Source organism: Micromonospora sp. NPDC049139 (genome assembly GCF_055586845.1).
In genome coordinates this window covers 488,843-508,767 of the sequence record NZ_JBVJHK010000003.1, presented here as the reverse complement: position 1 = coordinate 508,767, position 19,925 = coordinate 488,843, and the positions used below count along the sequence as shown (strand labels likewise).

The following is a 19,925-nucleotide window of genomic DNA, read 5'->3' as shown; positions in this document are numbered from 1 at the left end:
ACGGCCCGGGCCCCCCCCCCCCCGGGGGGGCCCCCCCCCGCCCCCCCCCCCGCCCCCCCCCCCCCCCCCCCCCCGCCGGGCACGGCGGGCCACACCCCCACCAGCACGCACCGCAACCCACCACCACGCACCGCAACCCACACCCCCACCAAGACCGCACAGCAAGCCACAACGCCACCAAGCCGGCGAGCCACGACGCAGAGCAACCGCCGATCACACCCCGCGGCCCCACCGCCGGTACTAGCCTCGACAACAGGGCCGGGCGCGACGCCTGCGGAGGTGATGCCGGATGGCCGCAGCCACCGAGGCGGCCGTGCTGGTCGGGCTCGGCTCGGAGCGCAACCTGCCGGTGGTCAGGCTGGCCGCGCAGGAGGCCGCCGCGCACGGCCGCCCGCTGTGCCTGCTGCACGCGTTCAACTGGACGGCCGCGTTGGAGGCCCCGTCGATCGCGGGGCCGCGCGCCGAGGCCGAGAATCTGATCTCCAGGGCCGCCGAGATCGCCGCCGAGGTCGACCCGGCGCTGCCGGTCAGCAGCGAGATCGTCGAGGGTGCCGTCGTCGCCACCCTGGTCCGCCGGTCGGAGTCGGCGTTCCTGCTCGCCATCGGAGACGCCGGCATGGCGGCCTGCGGCGACTGCGTGCCGGCCGACGTGCCGGCGGTGCAGCTCGCCGCCCGGGCCGGATGCCCGGTGCTGGTGGCCCGCCGGGATCCGCCGCCGCAGGGCCCGGTGCTGGTCGGGGTGGACGGCTCCGCCAGTTCCCGGGGAGCGCTGGAGTGGGCGTTCGAGTGCGCGGCCCGGCGGGAGGCGCGACTGCTGGCCGTCCGGGTCGTCGAGCCGGAGGACGGCACGGAGGACCCCGGCCTGCTCGTCGAGTTGGTGGCGCGGTACGCGCGCCGGTTTTCGTCGGTGCCGGCGGAGTGCCACACGATCCGCGGCGACCCCGGCACTGTCCTGGTCGAGCAGTCCCGCTCGGCGCAGGTGGCACTGGTCGCCGCCCGGGGCGACGAGCCGTGGCGGGGCATGCTCGGCGCGGTGAGCCAGGCGCTGCTCTACCACTCCCCCGCGCCGGTGATCGTGGTGCGCGGGCTGACGGGGGTGCCGGTGGACGGGGCGTAACGCCCGCCCGGCGCGGGACCAACGGCCCTGATCCACATCGGCGCCGACCGGCGAAGCTGGAACCGGCCCGGACGAATCCGCGCTCCGAGGATGCAGGATTCCCCTATCCGCGAGAGGCTCATGCAGTATGGACACCGCTCTCGACCTGCACAGCCCCCTGACCGAAGACGAGCTGCGCCGGCTGGACGCCTACTGGCGGGCGGCGAACTACCTGACCGTCGGGCAGATCTACCTGCTGGACAATCCGCTGCTCCGCGAGCCGCTGGCGCCCGAGCACGTCAAGCCGCGGCTGCTCGGCCACTGGGGCACCAGCCCCGGGCTGAACCTGCTCTATGCCCACCTCAACCGGGTGATCGTCACCCGTGACCTGCGGGCCATGTTCGTGACCGGTCCCGGCCACGGCGGCCCGGCGATCGTCGCGAACACCTGGCTGGAGGGCACCTGGAGCGAGCGGTACCACCACATCGGCCGCGACGAGGCCGGCATGGCCGGGCTGTTCCGCCAGTTCTCCTTCCCCGGCGGCGTCCCGAGCCACGTGGCGGCGGAGGTGCCGGGTTCGATCCACGAGGGCGGCGAGCTGGGGTACGCGCTGAGCCACGCCTACGGCGCGGCGTTCGACAACCCCGACCTGCTGGTCGCCTGCGTCATCGGGGACGGGGAGGCGGAGACCGGCCCGCTCGCGGGGAGCTGGCTCTCCAATGTGTTCCTCAACCCGGCCCGCGACGGGGCGGTGCTGCCCGTCCTGCACCTCAACGGCTACAAGATCGCCGGTCCGACCGTGCTGGACCGGATTCCCGAGGACGACCTGCTGGACATGATGCGCGGCTTCGGCTACCAGCCGTACGTGGTGGCCGGTGACGACCCGGCGACCGTGCACCAGACGCTCGCCGCCACGCTGGACCGGGCGCTCGACGAGATCGCCGACATCCAGCGGCGGGCCCGCTCCGGCGGCACCGTCGAGCGGCCCCGCTGGCCGATGATCGTCCTGCGTACGCCGAAGGGCTGGACCGGGCCGCGAGACGTCGACGGCAAGCAGGTGGAGGGCACCTACCGCGCGCACCAGGTGCCCCTGGCGGAGGTACGGAAGAACCCGAAGCACCTGGCCGAGTTGGAGCGCTGGCTACGCAGCTACCGTCCGGAGGAACTCTTCGACGCGACCGGCGCGCCGGTGGCCGAGCTGGCCGAGCTGCCCCCGACGGGCGAGCGGCGGATGAGCGCCAACCCGGTCACCAACGGCGGGCTGGTGCTGCGCGACCTGAGGCTGCCGGACTTCCGCGGCTACGCCGTCGACGTGCAGCGGCCCGGCGAGACCGTGGCCGGGGCGACGGGCGCGCTGGGCCCGTGGATACGCGACGTGATCACCGCCAACCCGGAGACGTTCCGCCTCTTCGGCCCGGACGAGGTCGCCTCGAACCGGCTGGGCGCGGCGTTCGAGGTCACCGACCGGGCGTGGATGGCCGGGACGGTGCCCGGCGACGAGCACCTCTCGCCGGACGGGCGGGTGATGGAGGTCCTCTCCGAGCACCTGTGCCAGGGTTGGCTGGAGGGCTACCTGCTCACCGGCAGGCACGGCATCTTCACCAGCTACGAGGCGTTCATCCACATCGTCGACTCGATGGTCAACCAGCACGCCAAGTGGCTGAAGGTCACCCGGGACATCCCGTGGCGCACGCCGGTGGCGTCGCTGAACTACCTGCTGTCGAGCCACGTGTGGCGGCAGGACCACAACGGCTTCTCCCACCAGGACCCGGGCTTCATCGACCACGTGATGAACAAGAAGGCCGAGGTGGTACGGGTCTACCTGCCGCCGGACGCGAACACCCTGCTCTCGACGATGGACCACTGCCTGCGCAGCCGGCACTACATCAACGTGGTGGTGGCCGGCAAGCAGCCCGCACCGAACTGGCTGTCGATGGACGAGGCGGTCATGCACTGCCGGCGGGGCATCGGCATCTGGGACTGGGCCAGCACCGACGGCGGCGAGGAGCCGGACGTCGTGCTCGCCTGCGCCGGCGACGTGCCGACGCTGGAGACGCTGGCCGCCGCCGACCTGCTGCACAAGCACCTGCCGGAGCTGAAGGTGCGGGTGGTCAACGTGGTCGACCTGATGCGCCTGCAACCCCCGACGGAGCACCCGCACGGGCTGTCGGACAAGGAGTTCGACACGATCTTCACGCGGGACAGGCAGGTCATCTTCGCCTACCACGGCTACCCGTGGCTGATCCACCGGCTGACCTACCGTCGGACAAACCACGACAATCTACACGTGCGCGGCTACAAGGAGGAAGGCACCACCACCACGCCGTTCGACATGGTGATGCTCAACGACCTGGACCGCTTCCACCTGGTCATCGACGTGATCGACCGGGTGCCGGGGCTGGCGGCCCGGGCCGCCCACCTGCGGCAGGACATGGTCGACGCGCGCCAGTCCTGCCGGGACCACACCCGCCGGTACGGCGAGGACGACCCTCGGGTGGCGGAATGGCGCTGGGTCCGCGAGACGGAAGCCGGTCTGAGAGGTGAGGCATGAGCGGCAACGAGATCCTGGTCGGCTACGACGGCTCCCCCGACGCCTCGATCGCGCTGGAGTGGGCGCTGGAGGAGGCCGGCCGCAGTGGACGCCCCGTCCGGCTGGCGTACGTCTTCGAGTGGGTCACCGTGGCCGGCTGGGTCGGCCCCGGCATCGCCCCGGGCATCTGGCCGGACGAGGCGGCCCGCCGGCAGGTCGAGGAGCTGGTACGCAAGGCGGCGGCGGACGCGGTCGCCGCGCACCCGGAACTGACCGTCACCGGCGAGGTGTTCGACGGGCCGCCCACGGTGGTGCTCCAGGAGCGTTCGGGCCGGGCCGGCCTGCTGGTGCTGGGCACGCGGGGGCACGGCGGTTTTGGCGGGCTGCTCATCGGCTCGACGGCGGTGGCGGTCACGGCCCACGCGCACTGCCCGGTCGTGGTGGTCCGCCAGGAGGCAGCCGCGGGCGGGCGGACGGGGCCCGTGGTGGTCGGCGTGGACGGCTCGGAGTGCTCGCTGGTGGCGCTCGGCTTCGCGTACGAGCAGGCGGCCGCCCGGGGGCTGCCGCTGCACGTGCTGCGGGCCTGGCATCCGGGGGCCGGCCAGCGCCCGCCGTCGGGTCCCGAGGCGCGGGAGGCGGCGGCCGCCGACCGGGCCGAGCTGGACGAGCCGCTGGCCCGCTGGAGCCGGACCTTCCCGGACGTGGCGGTCGAGGTGCAGGTGGCGGCGGGCGGCCCGGCGTCCCTGCTGGTCGACGCCAGCCGCAACGCGTCCCTGGTGGTGGTCGGCACCCGCGGCCGCGGCGGCCTGAAGGGGATGCTGCTCGGCTCGGTCAGCCAGCAGCTCATCCAGCACGCCCACTGCCCGGTGGCGGTCGTCCGCGAGCGGTGAGAGGAGGGGACCTGGTCCGGGCAGCGTCGGGCTGGGGCACGATGGGGAGAAACGGAAGGGTCGAGACGATGAGCCACGAAACGCCGGCCAGGGACCGCCCCCTGACCACCGCCCTCGCGGAGGCCGCCGCGACGGCCGGGCACGCGCCGTCGGTGCACAACAGCCAGCCGTGGCGGTGGCGGGTGCTGCCGGACGCGCTGGAGCTGCGCGTGGTCCGGGATCCCCGGCTGACCGCCACGGACCCGGAGGGCCGGCTGGTGGCGTACAGCTGCGGGGCGGCGCTGCACCACGCGCGGGTGGCGCTGACCGCGGAGGGCTGGACGGCCGTGGTGGAGCGGATGCCTGACCCGGACGCCCCTGATCTGCTCGCCCGGCTGACCGGGCTGGGCCGCGTGGAGGCCGACCCGGAGGCCATGCGCCTGGTGCAGTGCATGCAGGTCCGGCACACGGACCGGCGCCCGGTCAGCGACGAGCCGGTGCCGACCGACGCCCTGGGGCGGATCGCGGCGGCGGTCACCGCCGAGGGGTGCCAGCTCCAGTTCCTCGACCGCGACAACATCCTGGAGCTGGCCGCCGTCGCCAGCCACGCCGCGACGGTCGAGGCGGAGGACTCGCAGCTGCGCGAAGAGTTGGAGTACTGGACCAGCCGGGGCGGCTCCGGCACCGGCCTGCCGCCGGAGGTGCTGCCCGAGGAGGCGCCGCAGACCACCGTGCCGGCCCGGGACTTCGGCCGCCCCGGCACCCTGCCGGTCGGTCCGGGGCACGACCGGGCCGCCGTGTACGGGCTCCTCTACGGCGACGAGGACGAGCCGGACAGCTGGCTGCGCGCCGGCGAGGCGCTCTCGGCCGCCTGGCTGACCGCCACCCGGCTCGGGGTGTCGGTGGTGCCGCTGAGCGGCGTGGTGGAGGTGGCGGGCACCCGGCAGACGCTGCGTGGGCTGCTGGCCGGCCTCGGCTACCCGTACCTCGTGCTGCGGCTGGGGATCGCGGACCCGGCGCACGCCGGACCGCCGCACACCCCGCGGCTCGAGGTGCGGCAGGTGGTGGACACGTCGGCGGTCCGCGCCGGGGGCGCGTAGCGCGCGCCTTGGGCCACGGCCACCGGGAGATACCATCGCCCGGTGGCCGCCAGCGCACCGAACCCGCCGTACGAACCGCACGTGACCCCCTCCCTGGGGCTGAGCCCGCTGTCCCGGATCCGGCTCGACGAGCTGCTCCAGGAGATGCTGGACCGGGTCGGCGAGGTGGTGACCAGCCGGGAGCGGCTGCGGGCCCTGCTCGACGCGGTGGTCGGCATCAGCACCGACCTGGATCTGCGCAGCACCCTGCAACGCATCGTGGAGGCGGCCTGCGAGCTGGTTGGCGCCCGCTACGGCGCGCTCGGCGTGATCGGCCAGGACCGGATGCTGCACGACTTCATCACCTACGGCATCGACGCGGAGCTGCACGCGAAGATCGGCGACCTGCCCCACGGGCGGGGCGTGCTCGGCCTGCTCATCGACGATCCGCGCCCGCTGCGGATGCCCGACATCACCCAGCACCCGAAGTCCTACGGGTTCCCGCCGCACCACCCGCCGATGCACAGCTTCCTCGGCGTGCCCGTGCGCATCCGCGACCACGTCTTCGGCAACCTCTACCTGGCCGAGAAGCAGGGCGGCGCGGAGTTCACCGAGGATGACGAGGAGATCGTGGTCGCGCTCGCCGCGGCGGCCGGCGTGGCGATCGAGAACGCCCGCCTCTACGCGCTGGCCCACCGGCGGGAGCGCTGGCTCGCCGCGACCGCCGAGATCACCGGCGTGCTGCTGGGCGAGGTGCGCCGCACCGACGCGCTGGAGCTGGTGGCGCGGCGCGCCCGCGAGGTCGCCGAGGCGGAGGTGGCGCTGGTCCTGCTCTACGACCCCGACGCCGAGGAGTTCACCGTCGAGGTGGTGGACGGGGCGGACGAGCAGGCCGGCGCGCTGGTCGGCACGGTGCTGCCCGCGGCCGAGACGAGCTTCGCCGCCGCCGTCGCCGAGGGCCGGCACGACCAGGTGGCGGACCTGGCCCACGCCGCGCCCTGGCCGGCGTTGCTGAGCACCGGGCCGGCGGTGGTCTCCCCGCTGGCCACCGCCGACACCCTGCACGGCGTGCTGGTGATCGCGCACCGCCCCGACCGGTTGCCCGTGGCCACCGACGACGACATGGCCCTGTTGGGCAGCTTCGCGGGGCAGGCCGCGCTGGCCATGGAACGGGCCCGCGGGCAGGAGGAACGGGAGCTGCTGGTGGTCCTGGAGGACCGTGAGCGGATCGCCCGGGACCTGCACGACGTGGTCATCCAGCGGCTCTTCGCCACGGGCCTGCAGTTGCAGAGCGCCGCCCCGATGGCCACCCGGCCGGAGCTGGCCAAGCGGATCAACGCGGCGGTCGACGACCTGGACGCCACCATCAAGGACATCCGCCGCACCATCTTCGAGCTGCGTACCCCGATGAGCGCGGCGCTGCGCACCGAGATCCGCGAGGCGGTCGAGGTGGCCGCCGAGTCACTCGGCTACCGGCCCCACCTGGAGCTGACCGGGCCGATCGACAGCGCCGTCCCCGACGAGGTCCGTCCCGACGTCACCGCCGTGCTGCGGGAGGCGCTCTCCAACGCCGTACGCCACGCCCAGGCCACCCGGATGACCGTGGCGGTGCGCGTCGACGCCGGCAGGGTGACGCTGACCGTCACCGACGACGGGGTGGGCTGCGACCCGGCCGCCGCGCGCGGCGGGCTGGTCAACCTGCGCGAGCGCGCCGAACGGCACGGTGGCGAGTTCGAGGTACGCCGGGCCGAGCCCCGCGGCACCGAACTCCACTGGTCCGTCCCCCTGCCCGCCTGACGCCGCGACCCGGCGCCCCCACCCCCGCCCCCGCCCGCCCGCGCCCTCGTGCGCGATCTTGCACTTCTGGCCCCGACAAAGGGCGCAAATGGCGTATATCGGGGGCCGAAGGTGCAAGATCGGCGAGGAAGGGAGCGGGTGGGGGCGGCGGCGCGGGCGGCGTGGGGGCGGTCAGCGGGCCTTGCCGAGGAGCCGGGTGGCGAGGACGGCGGCCTGGGTGCGGCGCTCCAGGCCGAGCTTGGCCAGCACGCTGGAGACGTAGTTCTTCACCGTCTTCTCGGCCAGGAACATCTTCCCGGCGATCTCCCGGTTGGTGAGGCCCTCGGCCACGTACTCCAGGATCCGCCGCTCCTGCTCGGTGAGCGACTTCAGCTCGCGGGGCTGCTCGACGCCGCTGCGGATGCGCTCCAGCACGCGGGTGGTGATCGCCGGGTCGAGCAGCGACTGGCCGGCCGCCACCCGGCGCACGGCGTCGACCAGGTCGGTGCCGCGGATCTGCTTGAGCACGTAGCCGGCGGCGCCGGCCATGATCGCCGCGAAGAGCGCCTCGTCGTCCTCGTACGAGGTGAGGATCAGGCCCTTGATCGACGAGTCCACGGCCCGGACGTCCCGGCACACGTCGATGCCGTTGCCGTCGGGCAGCCGCGCGTCGAGGATCGCCACGTCCGGCCGCAGGGCCGGGATGCGGCGGGCAGCCTCCTGGGCCAGGCCGGACTCGCCCACCACCTCGATGTCACCGCTGCTCTGCAGCAGGTCGGCCAGGCCACGACGGACGACCTCGTGGTCGTCGAGCAGGAACACGCGGATCATCCCTCGTTTCTACCCCGTTCCCACCGGTCTTCGCACGGGCCGAAGGTCCCGAACCGGCCCGTCCGGGCCGTCGTCCGGCCCCACTGCGCCGGGATGCCCGTGGGCAGGTGGGCGGAGCCAGCCGGGCCGAAGGCCCCCTGACCTGCGACGGAGCCAGCCCAGCCGAAGGCCCCTGACCTGGGACGGGGCCGGTCGGGCCCGGCGGGACGGGACGTCCGGCCCTGCCCGCGCCCCGCCCCGCTGACGCACCGTGGAGGTGTACCGGACGGGGACGGCACGACCTGCCACGGGAAGGAGCACAATCATGGACACCGGCTTCACCGTCGAGCAGCTACGGGCCGCCGCGACCGACGCCGTACGGGCACCGTCGCTGCACAACACCCAGCCGTGGCGGTTCCGGCTGCGCGACGGCGGCATCGAGGTGCTGGTCGACCCGGCCCGGCGCCTGCCGGCCACCGACCCGAACGGCTGGGGCGTCCGGATCGCCTGCGGCGCGGCGCTGTTCAACCTGCGGCTCTCCCTCGCCGCGGCCGGCGCCCCGGCGACCGTACGGCTGCGTCCCTACCCGGCGGAGCCGGACGTGGTGGCCCGGCTGGTCCCGGACGTGCCGCGCCACCCCACCCCCGCCGAGCAGGCCCTGCACGCGGCGATCCCCCGCCGGTTCAGCAACCGGGCGCCGTTCTGGCCCGACCCGGTGCCCGCCGACGCCCGCTGGCGGCTGGCCGAGGCGGCCCGCGCCGAGCACTGCTGGCTGGAGTTGCTGATCGGGGTCAGCGCCGTCAACGCGTTCGCCGAGATCGCCCGCAGCGCCCACCGGGTCCTCGAACGCGACCCGGCGTACGTGGCCGAACGCCAGGAGTGGGTGCGCTCGACCCCCGCCCCCGACGGGGTGCCGGTCGCGTCCGGCGGCCCACTGGGCGAGCCGCAGGACCTGCTGCCCTCTCGGGGCTTCGGCGGTCTGGACCGGGCACCGGGGCGGGACTTCGAGCCGGAGCCGCTGGTCGTCGTGCTCGGTTCGCCCGGCAACACCGCCGTCGACCAGGTCGTCGCCGGGCAGGCGTTGCAGCGGGTGCTGCTGACCGCGACGGATTCGGGGCTGGCGGTGTCGATGCTGTCCCAGCCGATCGAGGTACCGAGCGCGCGGGAGCGGTTGCGGCTGTCGCTGGGGCGGTTCGGCACGCCGCAGATGGTCATGCGCATCGGGTACGGCCAGCCGGGCTGGCCCACCCCGCGCCGGGCTGTGGACGAGGTGCTGGACGTGCCGGTCAGGCGGTCATGACCAGCCCCCACCCGCCCTACGGCTGTGGCGGGGGCGGGACCTGCGGCCACGGTCGAACTGGAGAGGTGTCCGGCTGCCTCGTCGACGAGCAGGGCCCGTCTGGTCGGTGATGCCTGGGTGTGACTGTGGGTTCTTCTCATTGGTCGCGGTCGGCTGCAATGGACGTATGTCGTTTCGTGGTCAGCCGGGTACTGGAAACCGTCAACGTGTGTTCGCTTCGAGGCGGCGTCTGAGAGCTGCAGGCCAATACACGGACGGGCTGCGGGTGCCACGTTCCCCGCGGCCCGCGGCGGCTCGGCTGGAGGTGGGGCCGATCGACGTCAAGCCTGACCCGTGGCAGCGTTTGGTGGCCATCGGCAGCATCCTGTCGGTGTTGTTCGTGGCCATCGGCCTGTACATCACCAATGAGGCCAACCGTGAGACCAGCGAGGCCAACCGCGAGCAGCATCGTCTCGCCGCTCAGGGGCAGATCACTGATCGGTTCACCAAGGCGGTGGAGCAGCTCGGCCAGCCCGGCGCGGAGAAGGTGGACGTGCGTCTGGGTGCGATCTACGCCTTGGAGCGCATCATGCGCGACTCAGCCGTGGACCAGCCTGCCGTCGTCGACATCCTCGCCGCGTTCATCCGGGTTCACGCCCCCGCACTCAAGCGGACCAGCACTCCGGCTTCTTCAGCTCCTCGCCCACCGGTCGATATCCAGGCCGCCGTGACCGTGCTGGGCCGCCGCGATATCACCCGCGACGGCACCATCGGAAACGAGGCACTGCCTATCCGCCGTCTCGACCTCTCCAACATCAACCTGGCCCGCGCGAACCTGGCCTACGCGAACCTGAACGGCGCGAGCCTGGGCGGCACGGACCTGGCCGGCGCGACCCTGATCGAAGCGAGCCTGACCGGCACGAACCTGAACGACGCGAACCTGACCCGCACGGTTCTGCACAACACGAAGCTGGCCGGCGCGATCCTGACCGACGCGGACCTGACCCAGGCGTTCCTGTATGGCGCGGACCTAACCCGCGCGAACCTGACCCGCGCAAACCTGAACCAAGCGTTCCTGAACGGCACGAACCTGAAGGGCCGGGTCAGCGCGAGAACCGCGAATGTGGTCGCGAACTTGACCGCGAACCTGGCCTACGCGGACTTGACCGACGCGATCCTGACCGGCGCGGACCTGACCGGCGCGAACTTGACCGGCGCGAACTTGACCGGCGCGGACCTGACCGGCGCGGACCTGACCGACGCGAACCTGGCGTGCGCCAAGACCGATGACCGCACGCGATGGCCTGCGGGGGTGCCGCGGCCGGCGCCGTGTGATGAGTGACCTCCACAGGGGATACACCCCGCTACATCCAAAGGATCATCATGGTGCGTCGCGAAAGCCACAATCCGGGCGCGGATTCGTTCGGCAACCGGGCCTGCGGTCGGGTGCGGTCATGCTCGACCGTTCACGTCATGCTGACAGCGTGACCACCAACGGCGAACCCGACGCGCCACGCACCCGATTGGACTGGCGGAGCCGACTGTCCGTGGTGCTGCTCAGCGCGGCCGGCGGCATGGGCATCAACGTCCTGAGCAACGACGTCGGCTACCGAGGCGTGGCCGCCGCGACCGCCGCCGGCGCGGTCCTGTCCGCCGCCGCCTCACTACGCCGGCTTCCCCCACGGGCGCCCCTGGTCCGCCACACCGCCCGAACCCTGCTCGCCCTGGCCCTGCTCGCCGCGATCGCCGCCGCCGTCGGTCCGGCATCCTGGGCCGCCTACACCACCCTGATCGCAGCCGCCCTGACGATCGCCGCCGTCCTCACCACCAACACCACCGACACCGCCGTCACCCTGCTGCTCAACGCAGCGGTCATCGGCGGCGGGGTGGCGCTCATCGGCGCCGGCATCGCGATCCTGACCGACAGCAACATCCTGCTCGGCGTAGCGGTCATTGGCGGCGGGGTGGCGGGCATCGGCCTCGGCATCGCGATCCTGACCGACAGCAACATCCTGCTCGGCGTAGCGGTCATCGGCTTCGGGGCAGCGGGAATCGGTCTCGGCATCGCGGTCCTGGTTCGGGATACCGGTCTCACGACACAGTTACGGGAACGGGTCGCGGCCCTAACGCGGGATCCGGCGGGTGAAAAGTCCACAGCAGAGAACCCGGGCCGGGTTGGGAAGTCGTCCGGCACCTAACCCCGTGCCGTGCCAGCCGATGACGGCCGTAGGCCGCCAGCAGGCCGGACGCGGCAACGCCCGGACATGTTCCCGCGATGTTTCGGCAACTGCGGCGCATCCTCTACCGGCCCGCCGCCTGGGTGGGCGCTGCCGGCGTAGCGAATCTCGCCGCACCGTGCTGTGCCGGCCTGGCTGCCGCTGAGATGGTCGGCGGGGTAGTGACAACGACGGATTTGGTCGACGTCGGAAACGCACGCGCCGCGATCTGAGCGGCGCGTGCGTCATGCTCGGCCTCTCCCGCAGAGGCATGATCGGCTACGGCATGCTCGCCCTGGGCTCGAACCTCCGCCACCCCAGGAGTGGCGGTGGTCCCCTGGACCTCTCGCCACTCACCTTCGATGGTGGCCGTGCCGCGTTCATCGGCGAGGTCTACATCAGCGTCAGCTCGTTCCCCGGCAGCCTGACGGCGTAGTCGTCGACCACCCGGAACGCGTACGCGGCGGGGGTGTGGGCCCGGTCGACGAAGCCGGGCACCTGCCGTAGGAGTTCGCGGACGTCGTGCCCGGCGCGCTGCAACTGGTCGAGCTTGTACGCCAGCGCTGGCCACGCCTCCGACCCGATGACCCGCTCCGCCCGGTCGGCGGTCCAGACCCCCGCATATGCGCCGCCATCGCCTCCTGGCGCTCCTGGGCGGTGCGGCGTCGCTCGCCGACGTCATCGGGCCGGGCATCCGCCGTCCGGTCGCGTCCTTCGACGATCTAGCGGGACAGAATACGCCTGATCGCGGGGCCGAGGGCGACCACGCTGGCCGCGTCGTCGGGCTGATGCGTCGCCCATACCACGCCCCCCATCACCTCCGAAGGATCGGAAAGTCCGGGAAGAACGCGCTCCACCGTCGAGGAGCCCAGTTCCGCCAGAAGCCGGCGGGCGAGCTCTCCGTCACCCGCGATGGCTTCGGCTGGCCAGGTGGCAGTGCCCAACCAGGCGAGCAACGGGCGCACCACCGCGGCCGGATCGGCCTCCGACTGCGTCATCTTGGCGATCATCCGCGGGATCGACGACTGATCGATATTCGCCGCTTGGCCGCCCGACAGATCGCGCAGCTCATCGTGCAGGGCCTCGGGCACACGATGTCGCACCAACGCCGCATCGTCGCCGGCCGGCCTGAACTGGACGTCCCCCTCATCCAATTCCAGGGCGGTGATCATCTCACTCAACAGGCTCCTCGATCCGCCTTGAACACCCAACTCCGAAAGAAAGAGTTCCAGGTCGATCGAATTCGAGGTGGCGAGATCGACACCGAACCGGTCGCGTTGCCAGGCGATGGCACCCGGGTGCACCGACGCGGAGCCGATGAGAACGTCGTCGGCGTCGTACAGGGCCAGCGTGAGATCACCAGGACATCTGCAGATGTCTTTCAGCACCTCACCTGACGTGGTCAATGTCCGCAGCTTCTCCAACGCCGTGGAATCCGCGACTTCGGCGAGCACATCGCGATCCGGCAAAGGAGGGCCGTCCTCCCCTTCGGACAAAATTCGAGCAACGCGGACATGAGCCCATGCGTCTTCGAGCCATTGCCGCATCCGCTTAGTGTTCTTGCGTGAATTCAAGGGACGAACACCACCCTGGTCGTTCGGAACTACCGGAAACGGCTCGGCCGGCACCGAAAGGTGCCGGCCGAGCTGCCAAACTACCGCCTCACCACACTACAGGCCGCCCAGTGGCAGGTGCCCATACCAGGTTTGACCAAATCGCTGAGCAGGGTGGGCTCGTCCACCCGCTTTGAGGCCTCACGAACTCTGAGACCACTCGCGGGCAGCAGAGTGAAGTTCGGCATGGATTCGCCGGATCGATAGATCTTCACCGCAGTAGGCGTCGACCGTCCGCTCTCCACCCGGAAGGCGTCCGTATCCAACAGCTTCTTGGAGTACGGCACGTAGACAGCAATCTCCGTTCCCTCCGGGACAGTGAAGTTGCCGTTCGCGACGTCGTGCTTTCCGTGCCCAGCGAACACCACTTCACCGTCCGGACGACCGCCTGGCATGATCGCCTTGGGCGGCGCGGGGGCGGCGCGGGTACGGGCTGCTTGCTCCGCGCGCGTGAGGATGTCATCGGCCCATTTCCTGTTCTCGGCCCAGGTCATCAGGGCAGAACCGGCCCGGCGGAGAGTGTCGACGATCGGGTCGATCTTCTTGATCAGCTTGAGGGCCTTGCCCCATGGCACCATGTCGATGAGCGCCCAGGCACACGCCTTCAGGTCACCACCGATGCAGCCCATGATGTCGTTGATGCCAAAGAACTCGAGCAGAAGCTGGCCGCCCGCCTTGACGATGATGTCGATGGCGTTCTGCTTCTTGACTTCCTTGGCGCGTTTGATCTGCTCGTCGGTGGGGCCGCCACCCTTGCCGCCGCCCTTGCCGCCGCCATTGCCGCCACCGGCCTCGTGGGCGGCGCGGGCCGCAGCCCAGTCGTCATCCCCACAACTGCCGCCGCAGCCGTCGTTGTCGCCCTTCGTCTCGACGACCTCACCGTTGGGCAACTCGTAGTCGGCCCCGCCGCTGCATGCGTCGTCCGAGCAGTGCTTCTGGCCGCTCGGGTCAGAGAACGTGATCGGGTTGTTGTTGCTGTAGGCGTAGGCGTTCCACTGCTGTGGGTCTTTCAGATCCTGGACCGGGTCCACCGAGATGAAACGTCCCAACCCGGGGTCGTACTGTCTGGCCCCGATGTTGGTCAGACCGGTCGGGTCCTTGTCGCCGCCGACGAAGCCCTTGTTGTTGGTCCACTGCGGCTGGCTGCCGCGCGGATCGCCGTACGGGGTCTGCCGTCGGACGCTGACCGCCTGGGTACCCGCGTCGATCGCGGTCTGCTGGGTGCCCTGGTGGTCGGTGTAGAGCCAGGTCAGCCCGTTGGACGTGCGGTTACCGACGGTCCTTCCGGCGAAGCTGTAGTAGCGGGTGCCGGTGACGACCGAGCTGTTCTCCCGCCGGATCTCCTGGCCGGGCAGGTAGAGGGTGGTGCCGGTGGCGTCGCGGCGGATGAGCCGAACACCGTTGGCGTCGTAGATGTTGGTTTCGACGGTCTGCCCACCCGCGCTCACCGAGGCGAGCTTGCCCTCGGAGTTCCAGTTCAGCGTCTGGGAGTTCGTTGGGCTGTCGCAGCTGTTCGCGGTGGTGCCAACCGGCCGACAGGTCATGTTGCCGGCGTCGTCGTAGGCGTACTTGGTGGTGACCGCCGATTGGCCCGGCGCCTGGGTGACGACCTGGGTGACGGCGTGCGGGCGGACGACGTCCTTGCCGCTGGTGGGCGTCGTGTAGGAGCGGTTGGTGTCGCCCGCGGCGGTGTGCACCTTCTCGGTGCTGCGGTTGCCGACGTCGTCGACGGTCCACTCGTGCCAGTACGGCGCCGGGCCGCCCAGGTTCGGCACGCTCGGGTCCGCGGCGCAGTCGATGCCCGACTTCGGCGTCCACGCGTTGGTCATCCGCCGCAACTCGTCGTAGCGGAAGCACTGGGTGTCGGCCGCGCCGACCTCCGGGGTGTCCGCGATCGACAGGATGTTGCCCGCCGCGTCGTGCGTGTAGCGGGTGTCGACCACAGTGCCGGCGGCGGTCTCCGGCTTGATCTTCATCCGGTCGACGCGCCGGGTGGTCAGGTCGTAGTAGCTGGTGTCCTGGACGTAGACCCCACCATCGGTCTTGCGGGTGGTCAGCGTCGGCTCACCGTACTGGGTGTAGTCCTGGCCGATGACGTAGCGGCCAACATTGATCAGGTTGGTGGCCAGCTCCGTCGGCAGGCCCGTGACGGAGTCGTACTTCGTCTCGACGCTCTCGGTGGTCAGGCCGCCGCCGGCCGGGTACGTGATGGCGGTCGGGCTGCCGTCGTACGGCGAGTAGCCGTAGGCGTAGATCCACGTGCCGGCCAGGCTGGTGCCCTCGTTGGCCGGGATGACGTAGTTCGCGCCGGTCGGCTGGTAGCGGGTGTTGAAGCCGCGCGCCTGCCACTTGTAGGCGTTGGCGGAGCCCGCCGACTCGTAACGGATGCTCTGGGTGAGCTGACCTCGGACGGTCTGGCCGCTGTAGAGCTTGTCGTACTTCCACTCGGCCAGCTTGTTCGCGTCGGCGATGCTGCCCTGGTAGAGACCGGTCCGCCGGCCCAGCGAGTCGTACTGGTTGACCAGCACGTTGTCGTTGGCGTCCTTCGTCGTCTCCACCTGGTCGTACTCGGTGTACGTCGTGGTGACGGTGCCCTTGTCCGGGTCCTTGCCGCTGATCTGCCGGCCCTTGACGTCGTAGGTGTTCACCCACTCGTTGCCGCCGGTGTCCTTGACCAGCGTGAGCTGACCCTTGCGGTTGTACGTGTACGTGGTGACGTGGTCCGGCTTGGTGCCGGTCCGGTCGGCCTGCTGCCGCAGCTCAAGGGTCCGGCCCTCGATGTCGGTCTTCGTCGTGGTGACGGTGCCGCCCTGCGGCGGGGTCACGGTGGTGGTGTCACCCAGGTACCGGGTGGTGGTGCGCCACTTCTCGATCAGGTTGGTGACGCCGTCGGTGCCGAAGAAGACCGCGTCGGTGGGCCGGGAGGCGTTGTCGTAGACCATCTTCGTCAGCGCCGGCACCGACCACTCCGGCTCCCACCAGAGCGCTCCGCTCGGCGCGCCCGGCTCGGCGTGCGCCTGGTAGGTCGTCACGGCGCGCCCGGTCGCGTCGTACAGCGTGTCGGTGACCACCCGGTCGCCGCCCACGCCGGCCTTCTGCGTCTGGCGCGGCCGAAGGAAAGCGTCCTTGATGTCGTACGACGTCAGGTAGCCGCCGCCGGCGTGGAGCACCCGGCTCTTGGTGTACGGGTAGGCGTCCTTGTTCGGCGCGTAGTGGTAGGTGTACTCGACCGACGGGCTGGTCGGGTGGTCGGCCTTGGCCCAGCCGTTCTTCCAGCCCCGGGCGAGCCGGCCCATCGGGTCGTACTCCATGTCGGCGACCCGGCCGTTGTAGTCGGTGGTCCGGATCGGCTGGCCCCAGTAGGGCCGGGTCTCGATGGTGGTGGTCCAGTCGGTGGTGCTGCCGTTCGGGTCGGGCGTCTTCGTGACCACCTTGGTGACCGGCCCACCCGTGGCCGGGGTGTACTCCGTGGTCGCCGTCCGGCCGCGTACATCAGTGGCGGTCTTCGGCCGCCCGTACGCGTCGAAGGTGGCCTGGCTGACCGTCTGCCACACGGTGCCCCCGGCGAGCGACCAGTCCTTGAGCTTGTCGACCCGGGTCACCGCGCCGGTGGTCGGCGCGGTGTCGATGCTGGTGGCGCCGTCGTAGAACTTCCGCTCGTCGGCGACGATGTCGTCCTCGCTGGCCGGCGCGGTCGCGCAGGGCAGCACCTTGACGGTGAGCCGCTTGACCGTCTGCGTGATGTTCGCACCGGTGTTACGCGTGTACTCGTACGTGGTGCACTTCTCGTCGCCGGTCTTGGCGATGTCACCGTCGGCTTGGACGGTCTCGATGGTGCCGTACGTGTCGTGGAAGGTCGACACGTTGCGCGAGGTCCGCCACCCGGCGACACCGTCCACGCCGAGCGCGACGGCGCTGTAGGCGATCCGGGTGTTGGTCCAGCGGGCGGTGACCTCGTCGCCGTTGATGGTGCGGGTGGCGAGCGCCGGCGAGCGCCAGGGCACGTTGACGGTCTTGCTGACCGGCTTGGTGTCGACGCCGTTGTAGAGCACCTGCTCGCGCACCATGCCGGCGAACTGGTCCTCGTCGTACACCGTCTCGGTGCCCAGGGAGGCGGCGACGGTGACCTCGCGGGTGCCGCCGGACTTCGTCAGCCGGTCGCCGTGCATGCCCCGCAGGAAGGTGGTGCGGGTCAGGGTCTGCGCCGGGGCGTCGCCCTTGCGGACCTCGACCTGGGCGTAGCCGCGGAACTGGTTCCACGTCTTGCGCTTCGGCTTGACCAGGCCGTTGTCGTCGGCGTAGTGCCACGCCGGCGTGCCCAGGTACTTGTAGTAGGTGTTCTGCACCGGCTGGCCGCGGTCGGAGCCGCTGGCCATGACCATGATGTCCGACTCGGACACCTGCTTCACGACGTACTTGTGCCAGTACTCGGTGAGTTCCTTGCTGGAGTCGTACGGGTCCGGGCCGACCACCGGGTAGCAGAGCCGGGTGTTGGTCTCCGGCGCCGACGGCAGGCTGCCGGAGGTGCAGTCGGGCAGGCTGTACGTCACCTGGATCTTGCCGCCGGTCTCGGTGACGATGTTGCCGATCCGCATCCGGTTGTTGCTGGTGTTGTTCTTGCTGAGGACCCGGTTCGGCATCGACACCGGCTCGAACGTCACCGGCGGCATCGCCTCCGTGCCGCCGACGAGGCCCTTGTACTGCAACGAGCTGAGCCACAGGCCGGCGTGGTCGCTGCCGTCACCGACCGAGGGGTAGGTGTGGCCGAGCGTCCACGAGTCGACGGGCTGCCAGGCCGGGGTGGTCTTGGTGGTGTCCCACACCTGGGTGGTGACGGTCGACAGCCGCTTGGTGGTCCAGAACGTCGGGCCGTAGTTCTCCTTGCAGTCCGCCGCCCCGGCCGTGCACTCCTGGTCCCACGGCACGTCCTTCCAGTGCGCCGCGTCCTTGATGTGGCAGTCCGACGCGCACCGGTCGACGCTGTTCAGGACGACCTGCGCAAGCGGGGTCACGGACCGGTCGGTGGCACCGCGGTCCCAGGTGCCGTAGTCGATCCGCTTGAGCACGCCGCCCCGGGTGTACAGGGCCTTGTTGGTCGACGTGGCGTTCTTGCCGTAGTAGTTGGTCTCCTTGTCGTACCAGTACGACAGCGTGTTGCCCCGGGGATCGACGACGTAGTCGAGGTTCCACCGCCACGTCTGGTTGCAGAACGACGAGGCGAACGACGACGCGTTGCACGGCTCGTTGGTGTGGTTGCCGGCGACGGGGACGGTCCACGCCGAGTTCGTCGCGCTGCCCTGCCCCGGCAGGTTGTTCAGGCCGAAGAAGTACTGCACGCCGTCGGACGTGGTGACCTTCCAGTGCTCACCGTTGTCGTCGCCGTTGCCGGCGCCGGTCAGCTTCTCGATCTTCGAGCCGTCCTCGCTGCGGGTGTGCCAACCCTTGCCGGCCTCGTAGATCAGCTCGCCGCCGCGCCCGTTGAGCGACAGCGTGGCGTTGTCGGACCGCCAGCACTGGTCACCGGTGCGGTTGGTGCTGTTGTTGCCGCCGGTCATGTCGTCGGCGCACGGCACGTAGCTGCGCTCGATGTAGCCGGACCACAGGTCGAAGCCCTCACCGACCCAGGACGGCTGGCTGTTCGACGCGTCCGACTGACCGTCGACCTTGTCCGAGGTGTAGGACAGGCCCAGGGTCGGCGCCGGGCCGCCGATGCCCGGCGGCATCCGCATCGGGTACGACCAGGTGAAGCCGCCCGTCGACGTGCCCGCCGACCAGGTCGCGCTGGCCGACATCGGGGTGGCGGAGAAGTCGCCCTCCGGCCCGGAGGAGCCGGCCGCCAACGCCACCAGCGTGGCGGTTCCGGCGCTCCGCGCGTCCGCGCCGCTCGCCGTGACCGGCACCTCGGCGCTGACGGAGCTGCCGTCGTTGCGGGATTTCAGCGGCGTGGCCGCGCACTCGGCCTTCCCGGGGGTGCGTAGCCCGCACTCCGGCACCTGCCAGAGCGTGAGCCGCGACGACCAGTTGCCACCGAAGGCGTGCTTGAAGCCGCGGTAGTCCACCGAGACGGTGGCGGCGGCCGGCTGGGCTGCGGCCCCGTCCGGCGCGCCCGCCCTGGTCGGCTGGTCGGCGCTGACGCCGCCGACGCGCAGCAGCAGCCCGTCGCGCCAGCGCGCCGGCACCGCCGACCGGTCCAGCACCTCCACGGACACCGCCGACGCGCGGTCGCCGGCCGCGCCGGGGGCGCGGCCCACCGACACCGGCAGCGCTCCCGCCTTGACCGGAGCAGCGGCGGCCCGCCGCGCGCCGGCCGGGGCGTCGGGCAGGGTCACGGACGCCTTGCCCGGCTCCGGCCACACGGGGGCGGCGAGCTTCGCGCTCTCCGCCTCCTTGACGGGGTACGCCCGCCCCTGCGCCGTGCCGCCGTGCTTGTCGAGCTTCTCCCGCTGGCCGGTGAGCTTCGTCGGGTCGGGCGCCGCCTGCGCGGGGACCGACAGGCCGGAGACGGCGAGGGTTCCGGTGAGCGCCGCCGCGACGGCGACATGGATCCGGTTAGGCCGCTTTCGCAGCCTTTGTGGTGGTTCGAGGAGTGGTTTCGGGACGCGTTTCACTGTGCCTCCACAGGCTCGGTCGCAGGGATCGATGGAGAGGAAGAGGGGT

At 71.4% G+C, this 19,925-nt stretch carries 12 protein-coding genes; 8 read left to right on the top strand and 4 right to left on the bottom strand.

Annotated elements, in window-relative coordinates; all coding sequences use genetic code 11:
- Positions 1-289: 289 nt before the first annotated feature.
- From ACZ6Q9_RS09115 to ACZ6Q9_RS09095, 5 genes are all read left to right on the top strand, one after another.
- Entirely contained in the window at positions 290-1,117 is an 828-nt protein-coding gene (locus tag ACZ6Q9_RS09115; RefSeq protein ID WP_396828030.1) for a universal stress protein, read from the top strand.
- A 127-nt stretch (positions 1,118-1,244) separates the two neighbouring features.
- Complete coding sequence (locus tag ACZ6Q9_RS09110; RefSeq protein ID WP_396828032.1) at positions 1,245-3,647, top strand: phosphoketolase; 2,403 nt, start codon at positions 1,245-1,247, stop codon at positions 3,645-3,647.
- Positions 3,644-4,516, top strand: coding sequence for a universal stress protein (locus ACZ6Q9_RS09105; protein WP_396828034.1), 873 nt, complete (start codon positions 3,644-3,646; stop codon positions 4,514-4,516). Before ACZ6Q9_RS09110 ends, ACZ6Q9_RS09105 begins: the two co-directional genes overlap by 4 nt.
- A 68-nt stretch (positions 4,517-4,584) precedes the next feature.
- Positions 4,585-5,595 (top strand): Acg family FMN-binding oxidoreductase, encoded by a 1,011-nt coding sequence (locus tag ACZ6Q9_RS09100; protein WP_396828036.1) that lies wholly within the window; start codon positions 4,585-4,587, stop codon positions 5,593-5,595.
- 99 nt (positions 5,596-5,694) lie between these two features.
- Entirely contained in the window at positions 5,695-7,371 is a 1,677-nt protein-coding gene (locus tag ACZ6Q9_RS09095; protein WP_393265594.1) for a sensor histidine kinase, read from the top strand.
- A gap of 171 nt (positions 7,372-7,542) precedes the next feature.
- Here ACZ6Q9_RS09095 and ACZ6Q9_RS09090 read toward each other — a convergent pair whose 3' ends face one another.
- Positions 7,543-8,181, bottom strand: coding sequence for a response regulator transcription factor (locus ACZ6Q9_RS09090; RefSeq protein WP_357464030.1), 639 nt, complete (start codon positions 8,179-8,181; stop codon positions 7,543-7,545).
- A gap of 304 nt (positions 8,182-8,485) precedes the next feature.
- On the opposite strand from ACZ6Q9_RS09090, the gene ACZ6Q9_RS09085 reads away from it, so the two are divergent.
- The 3 genes from ACZ6Q9_RS09085 to ACZ6Q9_RS09075 all read left to right on the top strand — a co-directional run bounded on the left by ACZ6Q9_RS09085 (position 8,486) and on the right by ACZ6Q9_RS09075 (position 11,637).
- Positions 8,486-9,460: an Acg family FMN-binding oxidoreductase gene (locus ACZ6Q9_RS09085; protein WP_393452166.1), complete on the top strand. Its 975-nt coding sequence runs from the start codon at positions 8,486-8,488 to the stop codon at positions 9,458-9,460.
- Between the two features lie 304 nt (positions 9,461-9,764).
- Positions 9,765-10,781 carry a pentapeptide repeat-containing protein gene (locus ACZ6Q9_RS09080; RefSeq protein WP_393265154.1) on the top strand — a complete coding sequence of 339 codons (1,017 nt, stop codon included), beginning with the start codon at positions 9,765-9,767 and terminating at the stop codon, positions 10,779-10,781.
- 142 nt (positions 10,782-10,923) lie between these two features.
- Positions 10,924-11,637, top strand: a complete 714-nt coding sequence (locus tag ACZ6Q9_RS09075) for a hypothetical protein (RefSeq protein ID WP_396828040.1) — start codon at positions 10,924-10,926, stop codon at positions 11,635-11,637.
- A gap of 411 nt (positions 11,638-12,048) precedes the next feature.
- Here the strand turns inward: ACZ6Q9_RS09075 and ACZ6Q9_RS09070 are convergent, their stop codons facing one another.
- The 3 genes from ACZ6Q9_RS09070 to ACZ6Q9_RS09060 form a co-directional block, all read right to left on the bottom strand.
- A complete protein-coding gene (locus ACZ6Q9_RS09070) occupies positions 12,049-12,195 on the bottom strand; it encodes a hypothetical protein (RefSeq protein ID WP_393265160.1) in 147 nt (48 codons plus the stop codon).
- A 182-nt stretch (positions 12,196-12,377) separates the two neighbouring features.
- Positions 12,378-13,202, bottom strand: a complete 825-nt coding sequence (locus tag ACZ6Q9_RS09065) for a hypothetical protein (protein WP_396828042.1) — start codon at positions 13,200-13,202, stop codon at positions 12,378-12,380.
- A 107-nt stretch (positions 13,203-13,309) separates the two neighbouring features.
- Positions 13,310-19,876 carry a putative adhesin gene (locus ACZ6Q9_RS09060; protein ID WP_396828044.1) on the bottom strand — a complete coding sequence of 2,189 codons (6,567 nt, stop codon included), beginning with the start codon at positions 19,874-19,876 and terminating at the stop codon, positions 13,310-13,312.
- Between the last annotated feature and the right edge of the window lie 49 nt (positions 19,877-19,925).

Excerpts from the sequence above, each read along its gene's own strand:
- ACZ6Q9_RS09115 (WP_396828030.1), top strand. The coding sequence starts at position 290 with ATGGCCGCAGCCACCGAGGCGGCCGTGCTGGTCGGGCTCGGCTCGGAG.
- ACZ6Q9_RS09090 (WP_357464030.1), bottom strand. The coding sequence starts at position 8,181 with ATGATCCGCGTGTTCCTGCTCGACGACCACGAGGTCGTCCGTCGTGGC.
- ACZ6Q9_RS09100 (WP_396828036.1), top strand. The coding sequence starts at position 4,585 with ATGAGCCACGAAACGCCGGCCAGGGACCGCCCCCTGACCACCGCCCTC.
- ACZ6Q9_RS09065 (WP_396828042.1), bottom strand. The coding sequence starts at position 13,202 with ATGCGGCAATGGCTCGAAGACGCATGGGCTCATGTCCGCGTTGCTCGA.
- ACZ6Q9_RS09105 (WP_396828034.1), top strand. The coding sequence starts at position 3,644 with ATGAGCGGCAACGAGATCCTGGTCGGCTACGACGGCTCCCCCGACGCC.
- ACZ6Q9_RS09110 (WP_396828032.1), top strand. The coding sequence starts at position 1,245 with ATGGACACCGCTCTCGACCTGCACAGCCCCCTGACCGAAGACGAGCTG.
- ACZ6Q9_RS09085 (WP_393452166.1), top strand. The coding sequence starts at position 8,486 with ATGGACACCGGCTTCACCGTCGAGCAGCTACGGGCCGCCGCGACCGAC.